The organism is Citreicella sp. C3M06, assembly GCF_018860705.1.
GTDB lineage: Bacteria > Pseudomonadota > Alphaproteobacteria > Rhodobacterales > Rhodobacteraceae > Salipiger.
In genome coordinates this window covers 98,421-111,350 of record NZ_JAHKQA010000091.1, presented here as the reverse complement: position 1 = coordinate 111,350, position 12,930 = coordinate 98,421, and the positions used below count along the sequence as shown (strand labels likewise).

Below are 12,930 nucleotides of genomic sequence, written 5' to 3'. Positions count from 1 at the left end.
TGGCAGGTTTGTGAAAAGCACAAGGTCAACCAGTTCTACACCGCCCCCACCGCCCTGCGCGCGCTGATGGGCCAGGGCGACAGCTTTGTCGAAGGCTGCGATCTGTCCAGCCTCAAGCTGCTCGGCACCGTCGGCGAGCCGATCAACCCCGAGGCGTGGAACTGGTACAATGACAAGATCGGCGGCGGGCGCTGCCCGATCGTCGACACCTGGTGGCAGACCGAAACCGGCGGCCACCTGATGACCCCTCTGCCCGGCGCCCATGCCACCAAGCCCGGCGCGGCGATGAAGCCGTTCTTCGGCATCAAGCCGGTGGTGCTGGAACCCACCAGCGGCGAGATCATCGAGGCCCGCCCGACCGAAGGCGTGCTGGCCATCGCCGACAGCTGGCCGGGCCAGATGCGCACGGTCTGGGGCGATCACGAGCGCTTCGAGCAGACCTATTTCCAGCAATACAAGGGCTATTACTTCTCGGGCGACGGCTGCCGCGCCGATGAGGATGGCGATTACTGGATCACCGGCCGGGTCGATGACGTGATCAACGTCTCGGGCACCGGATGGGCACCGCCGAGGTGGAATCGGCGCTGGTCGCCCATGCCAAGGTCGCCGAAGCGGCGGTGGTCGGCTACCCGCACCCGGTCAAGGGTCAGGGCATCTATTGCTACGTGACGCTGATGAACGATGTGGAACCGTCCGACGCGCTGGTCAAGGAGCTGCGCAGCTGGGTGCGCACCGAGATCGGCCCCATCGCCTCGCCAGACCTGATCCAGTGGGCGCCGGGCCTGCCCAAGACCCGATCCGGCAAGATCATGCGCCGCATCCTGCGCAAAATCGCCGAAAACGACTTCGCCGCCCTCGGCGACATCTCAACCCTCGCCGACCCTTCCGTCGTCGAAGACCTCATCGAAAACCGCGCAAACAAGGGGTAACCGGACATGGACGGACAAACCATCACCGCCGCGCCCGTGTTGATCCTTCTCGGCCCTCCGGGGGCCGGGAAAGGCACGCAAGCGCGGATGCTCGAAGAGAAATTCGGCCTTGTGCAGCTGTCGACGGGCGATCTGCTGCGCGCCGCCGTGGCGCAGGGCACCGAGGCCGGCAAGCAGGCCAAGGCTGTCATGGATGCCGGGGGTCTTGTCAGCGATGACATCGTCATCGCCATCCTGCGCGACCGTCTGGCCGAGCCGGACTGCGCCCAGGGCGTCATCCTCGACGGATTTCCGCGCACCACGGTGCAGGCAGAGGCGCTTGACACGCTGCTGGCAGAGAACGGGCAGCGCATCGACGCCGCGATCAGCCTCGAAGTGGACGACGCCGCGATGGTGACGCGCATTTCGGGCCGCTACACCTGCGCCGCCTGTGGCGAAGGCTACCACGACGTCTTCAAGCAGCCCAGCCAGCCCGAAACTTGCGACAAATGCGGCGGTACCCAGATGAAGCGCCGCGCCGATGACAAGGCCGAAACCGTGGCATCCCGGCTGGAGGCCTATCACGCCCAGACCGCCCCGCTGATCGGCTATTACGATGACAAGGGCGCCCTGACGCGGATCGACGCGATGGGCGACATTGGGGACATCGCCGCCGACATGGGCGCGATCGTAAAGACGGCAACGGCCCGCTAGGGGCCCGCGCCACCCCCGCCTTCGGAGGGAGGGCGGGATCATTCAAGGAGAGGAGGGACCCGTCCATGGCGGATCACACAAGGGGCGGCGGCACTGCCGCCGGAAAATCAGGCGAGGCCTATTGGAAGGCCAACCTGCGCATCATCATCATCAGCCTGATCATCTGGGCACTGTGCAGCTTTGGCTTCGGCATCCTGCTGCGCCCGATGCTGTCGGGCATCGCGGTCGGCGGTTCGGACCTTGGCTTCTGGTTCGCGCAGCAGGGCAGCATTCTGGTGTTTCTGGTGCTGATCTTTTTCTACGCCTTCCGGATGAACAAGCTCGATAAAGAATTCGGCGTGGACGAGGAGTAACGCGTATGGATCAGTTTACCATCAACCTGCTGTTCGTGGGCGCGTCTTTCGCGATCTACATCGGCATCGCGATCTGGGCTCGCGCCGGATCGACATCGGAATTCTACGCGGCGGGCCGGGGTGTGCACCCGGTGACCAACGGCATGGCAACGGCGGCAGACTGGATGTCCGCGGCTTCGTTCCTGTCGATGGCCGGCCTCATCGCCTTTACCGGCTATGACAACTCGGCCTTCCTGATGGGCTGGACGGGCGGCTACGTGCTGCTGGCGCTGCTGCTGGCGCCTTACCTGCGCAAGTTCGGCAAGTTCACCGTGTCGGAATTCATCGGCGACCGCTTCTATTCGCCGACCGCGCGTCTGGTCGCGGTGCTGTGCCTGATCATCGCATCGATCACCTATGTGATCGGCCAGATGACCGGCGTGGGCGTGGCCTTTGGCCGCTTTCTCGAGGTCGACACCACCACCGGCCTGCTGATCGGCGCGGTCATCGTGTTTGCCTATGCGGTGTTCGGCGGCATGAAGGGCGTGACCTACACGCAGGTAGCCCAGTATGTCGTTCTGATCCTTGCCTATACCATCCCGGCGATCTTCATCTCGCTGCAACTGACCGGCAACCCGATCCCGGCGCTTGGCCTGTTCGGATCGACCTCGGATGGCGTCCCGCTGCTGCAGACGCTGGACCAGATCGTCACCGAGCTTGGCTTCAACCAGTACACCGCCCATAACGGCGATACGCTGAACATGGTGCTGTTCACCCTGTCGCTGATGATCGGCACCGCCGGTCTGCCGCACGTGATCATGCGCTTCTTCACCGTGCCCAAGGTGTCCGATGCCCGCTGGTCGGCAGGCTGGGCGCTGGTGTTCATCGCGCTGCTCTACCTCACCGCCCCGGCGGTTGGCGCCATGGCCCGCCTGAACATCACCCAACAGTTCTGGCCCGAAGGCACCAGCGGCGCCGCCGTCAGCCTCGAACAGATCGAATCCGACAGCACCTACGACTGGATGGCAACCTGGCAGCAGACCGGCATGCTTGGCTGGGAAGACAAGAACGGCGACGGGCGCATCCAGTACTACAACGACGGCGCGCCCGCGATGCAGGAACGCGCCGCCGCCGAAGGCTGGGAAGGCAATGAACTGACCAACTTCAACAACGACATCCTGGTTCTTGCCAACCCGGAAATCGCCAACCTGCCGTCCTGGGTCATCGGCCTGATCGCGGCAGGCGGTCTTGCCGCCGCGCTGTCGACTGCGGCAGGCCTGCTGCTGGCGATCTCGTCGGCGGTGTCCCACGACCTGATGAAAGGTCAGTTGACCCCGAACATCAGCGAAAAGGGCGAACTGATGGCGGCGCGGATCGCGATGGCCGTGTCGATCGCCGTGGCGACTTGGCTGGGCCTGAACCCTCCGGGCTTTGCGGCGCAGACCGTGGCGCTGGCCTTCGGCCTTGCGGCATCGTCGATCTTCCCGGTGCTGATGATGGGCATCTTCTCGAAGGTGAACAAGCAGGGCGCCGTGGCGGGCATGATCTCGGGTCTCGTGGTCACGCTGGTCTACATCTTCCTGCACAAGGGCTGGATGTTCATCCCGGACACCAACTCGTTCACCGATGCCGACCCTCTGTTCATGGGCATCAAGTCGACCTCCTTCGGGGCGGTGGGTGCGATCATCAACTTCGCGGTGGCCTTCATCGTTTCGTCGATGTCCCAGCCGATCCCGGACGAGATCTCGGAACTGGTGGAATCGGTCCGCGTTCCGCGTGGCGCAGGTGCCGCACAGGACCACTAAGACCGCATCGGGCGGGGTGTCACGGCACCCTGCCCTCTGTCCAACGGTCCCGCCCCGTGCCATGCAAGGGGCGGGATTTTTCTTGAAGCGCCAGAGGTAAGCCGATGCCCATCGCACCAGAAGAGCTGCACCGCTTCCTGACCGGCGTGCACCCCTATGACACGCTCGAATACAGCGATATCGACGGGCTGGTGCCGCAATTCGTGCAGCGCCGCCTGCCCGCCGGGACCGAGATCTATCACGTCGGCGAGCCGCTCGACGGGCTCTACCTGATCCATTCCGGGCAGGTCGAGATCCGCGACGACAACGATGTCACCGTTTCGCTGCTGGGGCCGCGCAACAGCTTTGGCGAACGCGGGCTGGCCCGCGACGGGCTGGCCGCCACCTCGGCGCGCACCGTCGATGACACGCTGCTGTTCCTGCTGCCCGTTTATGCCTTTCGCGCGCTGATCGCCGAGAGCCCCGCCGCAAGGCGGTTCTTTGACCGCTCACGCGCGCCGAGGCCGCAAAAGAACGACCTTGCCCATTCCCGCGTCGAGACCTTGATGGCGGCGAACCCGCTGACCCTTGCGCCCAGCGCCACAGTCCGGCAGGCCGCCGCGCTGATGGCCGAGCGCCACGCCAGTTCGGTCTGCATCACCGACGGCCCGCTGCTCAAGGGCATCCTGACCATCCGCGATGTATCGGGCAAGGTTGTCGGTGGCGGGCTGGCGTTCGACACGCCGGTAACGCAGATCATGAGCGCCGATCCGGTGACGCTGCCGCCCTCGGCCATCGGCTCGGACGTGCTGCATATGATGATGGAACGCAACATCGGCCATGTGCCGGTGGCCGAGGCTGGCAAGCTGGTCGGCATCGTCACCCAAACCGACCTGACCCGTTTTCAGGCGGTGTCGAGCGCCGGGCTGGTGTCGGAAATCGCCCGCGCCACCAGCGCCGAACAAATGGCCGAAGTCACCGCCCGCATCCCGCAGCTGCTGCTGCAACTGGTCGCGGCGGGCAACCGGCACGAGGTGGTGACGCGGCTGATCACCGACATCACCGACACCGTCACCCGCCGCCTGCTGGCGCTTGGCGAGGCGAAGCTTGGCCCTGCCCCGGTGCCCTATCTGTGGCTGGCCTGCGGCAGTCAGGGGCGGCAGGAACAGACCGGCGTCAGCGATCAGGACAATTGCCTGTTCATCGACAATGCCGCCAGCGACGACGACATGGCCTATTTCGCGCAGCTGGCGCAATTCGTCTGCGCCGGGCTGGACCGGGCGGGCTATTTCCTGTGCCCCGGCGACATGATGGCGACCAATCCGCAATGGTGCGCCCGCGTCGGGACATGGCGGCAATATTTCACCCGCTGGATCACCAAGCCGGACCCGATGGCGCAGATGCTGGCCTCAGTGATGTTCGACCTGCGGCCCATCGGCGGCACCAAGTCGCTCTACGAAGACCTGCAGGCCGAAACCCTTGAGGCGGCCTCGAAGAATTCCATCTTCGTGTCGCACATGATCGCCAATTCGCTGAAACACACGCCACCGCTGGGGCTGCTGCGCGGCTTTGCCACGATCCGCTCGGGCGAGCACAAGAACACGCTTGATCTCAAGCACAATGGCGTGGTGCCGGTGGTCGATCTGGCGCGGGTCTACGCGCTTCAGGGCCGCCTGCCCGAGGTCAACACCCGCGCCCGGCTGGATGCCGCCGTCGCAGCGGGCAAGCTGTCGGGCTCTGGCGGACAGGATCTGCTGGACGCCTACGACCTGATCGCCGAAACCCGGCTGGAGCATCAGGCCGAACAGGTGCGCCGGGGCAGCGCGCCGGACAATTACCTTGCCCCCTCGTCGCTGTCGGATTTCGAACGCAGCCATCTGAGGGACGCCTTCGTGGTCATCAAGTCGCTGCAATCGGCGCTTGGACACGGGCGCGGAATGCTGGGATAACGGGCAAGAGAGGGAGGAATTCATGTTCTGGGAACTGATAGCGGTCTTCGTGGCGGGCTTTGCTGGCGCGGGGATCATGCTGGTGATGGTCAAGGGCTCGCGCGGGCGGCTGCCGCGCTGGCTGGTGCCGGTGGCGGCGGGGGCGGCGATGCTTGCCGCGAGCATCGCCAATGAATACGGCTGGTACGGGCGCACCGAGACCAACCTGCCCGAAGGCTTTGACGTGGTCGCCTCTCATGAATCCCGCGCCCTTTGGCGCCCGTGGACCTACGCCTTCCCGATGATCGACCGCTTCATCGCGGTGGATCTGGCAAACCCGGTGGAAAACACCCAGACCGAGGGGCTGTTCATGGTGCGCGCCGCCTTCTATGGCCGCTGGAGACCGACCTCCGAAGCGCAGATGCTGGTGGATTGCGCGCAGGGGCGCACCGCGATCCCGTCGGGCGATGCGGGCACGCCGATGTGGCGCAGCGATCCCCAGGACCCGGTGCTGCAAGCGGTCTGCGCGCAGCAGAGCACATCATGACACAGCTTGGCCTGCGTCTGCGGATCCTGCTGTTCTTTGTGCTGATCGGGCTGGGCGGCACCGGGGCAGTGCTGGGCGCGCTCTGGATCGGCCATGCCCGCGCGGTTGCGACCACGCTCACCGACGGCTTCGTGATGGCCGCGATCCTGTCTGCGCTGGCGCTGCTGGCACTCAGCGCCGGTGTCTGGCTGCTGTTCGACGAAAACCTCGCCAAGCCGATCGAAAAGCTCGCCTCTGAAATGCGGGTGCGGGCCCATGCTGGCACCGACGCCGAGCTCGACACCCATTCGGCGCGCTATCTTGGCGATCTGGCCGATGCGGCGGCGGCGATTTCAGGCAAGATCAGCGGCGGCGCCATGGAAACCGCGCAGCAGGTGGCGCTGGCAACCGAGCGGCTGGCGCTCGACAGCGCGCGTCTGACCTCCCTGCTCACCGAGATTCCGGTGGCGATGATCCTCGTGAACCCGCGTGGTCAGATCGTGCTCTATGACGGGCAAGCGGCCGAAGTGCTTTCGCAGTTGCACGTGCCCCGGCTGAACGCCCCGCTGAGCGAGTATTTCGAAGCCACCGGCCTTGCCCGCGCCGTGCACGAGATGCACCGCACCGGCCGCGAGGTTCGCTTTGCCGCACTTGGCGTTGATGGCGCACAAAGTTACGATGCGCTGCTGCGGCCAATGCAGGGCGGCGGCTACATGATGGTGATCGAGGGCGCCGAGGCCCGCATGTCGCCGGATGCCGAACGCCCGCTGGTCTATGATTTCGATCTGCTGACCCATGACGTGCCCGCCTGCATCGAAACCAGCCCGCTGAAACGGCTGACCTATACGGTGTTCGACACTGAAACCACCGGACTGCTGCCCCACAAGGACGAGGTCGTGCAGATCGGTGCGGTTCGGGTGCTCAACGGGCGCATCGTGCCCGGCGAGATCATCGACCAGCTGGTCAATCCCGGCATGCCGATTCCCCCCGCCTCAACCCGTGTGCACAAGGTGTCCGACGCGATGGTGCAGGACGCGCCCGATATCGCACATGCCGGGCGGCGGTTTCACCGCTTTGCCGCCGATTCGGTGATCGTGGCGCATAACGCCCCCTTCGACATGGCCTTCCTGCGCCGCCACCGCCACCGGATGGGGGTCGAGTGGGACCATCCGATCCTCGACACGGTGCTGCTGTCGGCGGTGCTGTTCGGCGCCAGCCAGACCCATACGCTGGATTCGTTGTGCGAACGGCTCGGGGTCGAGATCCCGGCACAGCTGCGCCACACCGCGCTTGGCGATGCCCATGCCACGGCGCAGGTGCTGATCAAGATGCTGCCGATGCTCGAGGCGCGGGGGATGAAGACCTTTGGCGACGTTCTCGAAGAGACCCGCAAGCATGGCCGCCTGCTGGAAGACCTGAACTGAGAGCCTCCGGCGACGGCCCCCCGGCCCCGCAACCGGGAAAGCTCCCCTGCCTCACAGCACAGCGGCCATCGCTACGTCGAGCTTGTCGACCAGTTCGCCGATCTGGTCCTCGCTGAGGATGAAGGGCGGCGCGAGCAGCACGTGATCGCCGCTTTGCCCGTCGACCGTACCGCTCATCGGATAGCAGATCAGCCCCGCCTCGAAGGCCGCCGCCTTGAGCCGCCCGGCAATGCCGCGCGCCGGGTCGAACGCCGCCTTGCTGGCGCGCTCCGCCACCAGTTCCACCCCGATGAACAGCCCGCGCCCGCGGATATCACCCACATTTGGATGCTGCCCGAAGCGATCCGTCAACGCCGACATCACCTGCGCCCCCACCGGCGCGACCCGCGCCGCAACGCCATCATCCACCAGCCGCTCGAGCACCGCGCAGGCCCCCGCGCAGGAGGTCGGATGCCCCAGATAGGTGTGCCCGTGCATGAACATGCCCGAGCCCTGCGCGATGGAGTCATAGATTTCGCCGCTGCACAGCATCGCCCCGATCGGCGCATAGCCCGCGCCCAGCCCCTTGGCGATGCAGACGATATCCGGCACCACGCCCTCCTGCTCGCAGGCGAATAGCGTGCCGGTCCGGCCCATACCGCACATCACCTCGTCCAGGATCATCAGGATCCCATAGCGGTCGCAGATCTCGCGGATGGCGCGGAAATAGCCCGGAACCGGCGGCACCGCGCCCAGCGTCGCCCCGACCACCGGTTCGGCAACAAAGGCCATGACGGTGTCGGGGCCAAGCGCCAGCACCTGCGCTTCGATCTCGCCGGCAAGGCGCAGCCCATAGGCTTCGGGCGTCTCGCCCGGCGCCATGCCGCGATAGGCGTAGCAGGGCGCGACATGGTGCACATCCATCAGCAGCGGCGCAAAGGGCGCGCGCCGCCACGCATTGCCCCCGGTCGCAAGCGCGCCGAGCGTGTTGCCATGATAGCTTTGACGGCGGGCGATGATCTGCGTCCGTTCCGGTGCGCCGCGTTCAAGATGAACCTGCCGCGCCAGCTTCAGCGCCGATTCCACCGCCTCGGAACCGCCAGCAACGATATAGACCTTATCCAGCCCCTCGGGCGCCAGCGCGATCAACCGATCCGCCAGCCGCTCGGCGGGCTCGGAGGTAAAGAACCCCGTATGCGCAAAGGCCACCTTGTCGAGCTGCGCCTTCATCGCGGCGATGACATGCGCATCGCCATGCCCAAGGCAACTGACCGCCGCGCCGCCCGAACCGTCAAGATAGCGCTTGCCATCCGCATCGATCAGATACGCCCCATCACCCGCCGCAACAACCGGCGGCAAAGATCTGGCATTACGGGGGAAAACGTGATTCATGGCCGAAAACTCGCGGTGCTGTGGACGGGGGTGTCGGAGAAGGGCAATGTTACCCCCTTTGCAACTCCGCGCACATCTGTTCACTATCACCTGATACAGTCAGAACGGATCACAGGGAGCAAGATCTGATGAAAACGACCCTTTTCGGCGCGGTCATGACCGGCGCACTCGTCACCGCTGCGGGCGTTTCCGCACAGGAACAGACCTTCATCTCCATCGGTACCGGCGGCGTGACCGGCGTGTACTATCCGACAGGCGGCGCAATCTGCCGGCTGGTGAACAAGGACCGCAAGACCCACGGCATCCGCTGCGCCGTCGAATCGACCGGCGGGTCGGTTTACAACATCAACACCATCAAGGCGGGCGAGCTGGAATTCGGCGTCGCCCAGTCCGACTGGCAGTACCACGCCTATAACGGCACCTCGCAGTTCGAAGGCGACGCGGCCTTCCCCGACATCCGCGCCGTGTTCTCGATCCACCCCGAGCCGTTCACCCTGATCGCCCGCGCCGATGCCGGTATCGAGACCTTCGAGGATCTCAAGGGCAAGCGCTTCAACGTCGGCAACGCCGGGTCGGGCCTGCGCGGCACCACCGAAGTGCTGATGGCCGAATACGGCATGACCATGGATGATTTCGCGCTGGCCACCGAATACAAGGGTTCGGAAATGTCGCAGCAGCTGTGCGACGGCAACATCGACGCGATGGTCTATGTGGTTGGCCACCCGGCAGCCGCCATCGAGGAAGCCGCCACCACCTGCGACGTCAAGCTGGTCAACGTGGTTGGCCCGGTGATCGACAAGCTGATCGAGGAAAACCCCTATTACCGCACCGCCGTGGTGCCGGGCGGCACCTACTCGGGCAACCCCGATGACGTCACCACCTTTGGTGTCGGCGCAACATTGGTGAGCTCGGCGCAGGTGCCCGAAGAGGTGGTCTACATCGTCGCCAAATCGGTGATGGAGAATATCGACGATTTCCGCCAACTGCACCCGGCCTTTGCCAACCTCGATCCGGCAGAGATGGTCACCGACGGCCTGTCGGCGCCGCTGCACCCGGGCGCCGAGCGCGCCTACAAGGAACTCGGCCTGATCGAATAACGCCGCTATCGCGATATGGCGGGCGGCGGCAGGGCGACTTGCCGCCGCCAGCCCGATCTTGCAAGGGCCGCATTTCGGCATGCCCCTTCCATAGGCGGGTCCGTTGCCAGCGCCCGGCTTGGACCAAACCCAGTTTATCCTAGCAGCCGCGCCACTTGAGGCGCAACCTTCACCCAAATGAAGATACAGCGACGTCAGGGAGACATCACGATGGCCGATCAGCCGCAGCAGACGCGCAGCGCCGACGACATGGTGGCCGAGGCCGACACCGGCGCGCGCGCGCCGATCAACTGGCAAGGCACGCTGATCCTTGGCACCTGCATCGCATGGTCGCTGTTCCAGCTTTATATCGCCTCGCGGGTACCAAGCATGGTGGCGCAGGCCACGGGCATCAGCTTTTTCGCCAATGTCATCACCCAGGCCCGGTTCATCCACCTTGCCTTTGCCATCGCGCTGGCCACCATGGCCTTTCCGCTGACCAAATCCGCCCCGCGCGACCGCATCCCGCTGTACGATTGGGCGCTGATGATGCTTGGCGTGGCGGCCTGCCTGTATCTGGTGGTGTTTCGCGATCAGATCGCCACCCGCCCCGGCCTGTGGTCCGCCTCTGACCTGACCATGTCGGCCATCGGCATGGTGGTGCTGATGATCGCGGTCTGGCGCTCTCTGGGGCTGCCGCTGGTGATCATCGCCTGTGCCTTCATCGCCTTTGCCTTCTTTGGCGGCTATTCGGAATGGGTGCGCAACATCACCAATTACGGCGGCTCGTCGCTGCACAAGGCTCTGGGGCATTACTGGATGCAGACAGAGGGCGTCTTCGGCGTGGCGCTTGGCGTGTCGACCTCGATGATCTTTCTGTTCGTGCTGTTCGGGGCGCTGCTTGACCGCGCGGGCGGTGGCAACTGGTTCATCCAAGTCGCCATCGCGCTTCTGGGCGCGCTGCGCGGCGGCCCCGCCAAGGCGGCGGTGCTGTCCTCGATGATGACCGGGATGATCTCGGGAAGTTCCATCGCCAACACCGTCACCACCGGCACCTTCACCATCCCCCTGATGAAGCGCATCGGCTTTCCCGCCGAAAAGGCCGGCGCGGTCGAGGTTGCCTCCTCGACCAACGGCCAGCTGACGCCTCCGGTCATGGGGGCCGCGGCCTTCCTGATGGTCGAATACGTCAACATCCCCTACATCGACGTGGTGAAACACGCCTTTCTTCCGGCGGTGATCTCATACATCGCGCTGCTATATATCGTGCATCTGGAAAGCCTGAAGATGGGGCTGAAGGGGCTGGAAAAGCCGGGCCGCCGCATTGGCGTGCTGATGATCCTGATCCTGTTCCTGTCGGGGTTCATCGTGCTCGGCGCACTGTCCTTCGCGATGGTCGGTCTGCGCAGCCTGATCGAGCCCTTTGTAGGAGATTCTGTCTATGCCGCCGTGGCACTGGTCGCGGTGATCTACGTGGCGCTGGTCAAGATCGCGGCGGACCTGCCCGAGATTGCCGAAGACACCGATCCGACCGCCCCGCCCAAGGCACCCCGGCTGACACCGACGCTGGTTGGCGGGCTGTATTTCTCCATCCCCATCCTGATTCTCGTGTGGAACCTGATGGTGCGCACCGAGACTCTGGACCGTCTGTCGCCGGCGCTATCGGCGTTCTGGGCGGCGGTTTTCATGATGATCATCGCGCTGACCCACCGCCCGCTCAAGGCGCTGTTCCGCGGCCATGACATCAAAGCCGAAGCCCGCGCTGGCTGGGAAGATTTCATCTCCGGGCTGATTTTGGGCGCGCGCAACATGATCGGCATCGGCGTTGCCACCGGGGCGGCGGGCATCATCGTCGGCACCATCAGCCTGACCGGCGCGCATCAGGTCATCGGCACGGTGATCGAGGTGATCTCGGGCGGCAACCTGATGGTCCTGCTGATCCTCGTGGCCGTGCTGTCGCTGATCCTTGGCATGGGCCTGCCGACCACGGCAAATTACATCGTGGTATCCTCGCTGATGGCGCCGGTGATCATGACCGTGGGGGCGCAGGCGGGGCTCGTGGTGCCGCTGATCGCGGTGCATATGTTCGTGTTCTACTTTGGCATCCTTGCGGATGACACGCCCCCCGTCGGCCTTGCCGCCTATGCGGCGGCGGCGATCTCGCGCGGCGATCCGATCAAGACCGGCCTTCAGGGCTTTGGCTACGACATCCGCACCGCCCTGCTGCCCTTCCTGTTCATCTTCAACACCGACCTGTTGCTGATCGACGTGTCGCTGTTCCACGCGGTGGTCATCTTCTTCGTCGCCCTGCTGGCGATGCTGCTGTTTGCCGCCGCGACGCAGGGCTATTTCATCGCGAAATCGAAGCGGTGGGAAAGCGCCGTTCTGCTGCTGATCGCCTTTACCCTGTTCCGGCCGGGGTTCTTCCTCGACATGGTCGAAGACCCTTACGTCACCGCCTCCGGCCCCGCCGCGATGCAGCTACTGAGCGAGGAACCCGATGGCATGCTGGTGCGCCTGAACATCGAAGGCCCCGATTTCGACACCGGCAAGATGCGCCCCGTGACGATCCAGATCCCCGCCATTTCGGGCGACGCGGTTGGCGCGCTGGACGCGCAGGGCCTCACCGTGATGGAAGACGGCGACACGCTGGCCCTCGAAGAGCCCTTCCCCGGCACGCCGTTCTTTGAACAGATCGGCACCGAATACGACTATTACGCCGATCAGCCGGTGGTGATCTCGGCGGTGCAGGTCGAGAACGAGCGGCTGCCCAAGGAGATTTTCTTCATCCCGGCGCTGCTGCTGCTGGCGGGCGTCGTGATGATCCAGCGCCCGCGCGCCACGCAGCCTGCCTTCTGAGGAAACGC

General features: G+C 65.1%; 9 protein-coding genes and 1 pseudogene. 9 read left to right on the top strand and 1 reads right to left on the bottom strand.

Annotation, left to right across the window (positions count from 1 at the left end):
- From KO516_RS21395 to KO516_RS21365, 7 genes and pseudogenes are all read left to right on the top strand, one after another.
- Nucleotides 1-929: pseudogene (locus KO516_RS21395) on the top strand (AMP-binding protein); the annotation flags it as partial.
- Between the two features lie 6 nt (nucleotides 930-935).
- Nucleotides 936-1,622 (top strand): adenylate kinase, encoded by a 687-nt coding sequence (locus tag KO516_RS21390; RefSeq protein ID WP_216005815.1) that lies wholly within the window; start codon nucleotides 936-938, stop codon nucleotides 1,620-1,622.
- 65 nt (nucleotides 1,623-1,687) lie between these two features.
- Nucleotides 1,688-1,975, top strand: a complete 288-nt coding sequence (locus KO516_RS21385; RefSeq protein WP_216005814.1) for a DUF4212 domain-containing protein — start codon at nucleotides 1,688-1,690, stop codon at nucleotides 1,973-1,975.
- A gap of 5 nt (nucleotides 1,976-1,980) precedes the next feature.
- Nucleotides 1,981-3,759, top strand: a complete 1,779-nt coding sequence (locus tag KO516_RS21380; protein WP_216005813.1) for a sodium:solute symporter family protein — start codon at nucleotides 1,981-1,983, stop codon at nucleotides 3,757-3,759.
- 104 nt (nucleotides 3,760-3,863) lie between these two features.
- On the top strand, nucleotides 3,864-5,687 hold the full coding sequence (locus KO516_RS21375) for a putative nucleotidyltransferase substrate binding domain-containing protein (RefSeq protein WP_216005812.1): 1,824 nt from the start codon (nucleotides 3,864-3,866) through the stop codon (nucleotides 5,685-5,687).
- 22 nt (nucleotides 5,688-5,709) lie between these two features.
- Complete coding sequence (locus tag KO516_RS21370) at nucleotides 5,710-6,213, top strand: hypothetical protein (RefSeq protein ID WP_216005811.1); 504 nt, start codon at nucleotides 5,710-5,712, stop codon at nucleotides 6,211-6,213.
- Nucleotides 6,210-7,616 carry a 3'-5' exonuclease gene (locus tag KO516_RS21365; RefSeq protein ID WP_216005810.1) on the top strand — a complete coding sequence of 469 codons (1,407 nt, stop codon included), beginning with the start codon at nucleotides 6,210-6,212 and terminating at the stop codon, nucleotides 7,614-7,616. The genes KO516_RS21370 and KO516_RS21365 overlap by 4 nt, the downstream gene beginning before the upstream one ends.
- Nucleotides 7,617-7,667: 51 nt before the next feature.
- On the opposite strand, the gene KO516_RS21360 is transcribed toward KO516_RS21365, so the two are convergent.
- Complete coding sequence (locus KO516_RS21360) at nucleotides 7,668-8,987, bottom strand: aspartate aminotransferase family protein (RefSeq protein ID WP_216005809.1); 1,320 nt, start codon at nucleotides 8,985-8,987, stop codon at nucleotides 7,668-7,670.
- Nucleotides 8,988-9,115: 128 nt separating this feature from the next.
- On the opposite strand from KO516_RS21360, the gene KO516_RS21355 reads away from it, so the two are divergent.
- Both KO516_RS21355 and KO516_RS21350 read left to right on the top strand, forming a co-directional pair.
- Complete coding sequence (locus KO516_RS21355) at nucleotides 9,116-10,084, top strand: TAXI family TRAP transporter solute-binding subunit (protein WP_216005808.1); 969 nt, start codon at nucleotides 9,116-9,118, stop codon at nucleotides 10,082-10,084.
- Nucleotides 10,085-10,294: 210 nt separating this feature from the next.
- Nucleotides 10,295-12,922 (top strand): TRAP transporter permease, encoded by a 2,628-nt coding sequence (locus KO516_RS21350; RefSeq protein ID WP_216005807.1) that lies wholly within the window; start codon nucleotides 10,295-10,297, stop codon nucleotides 12,920-12,922.
- Nucleotides 12,923-12,930 lie beyond the last annotated feature (8 nt).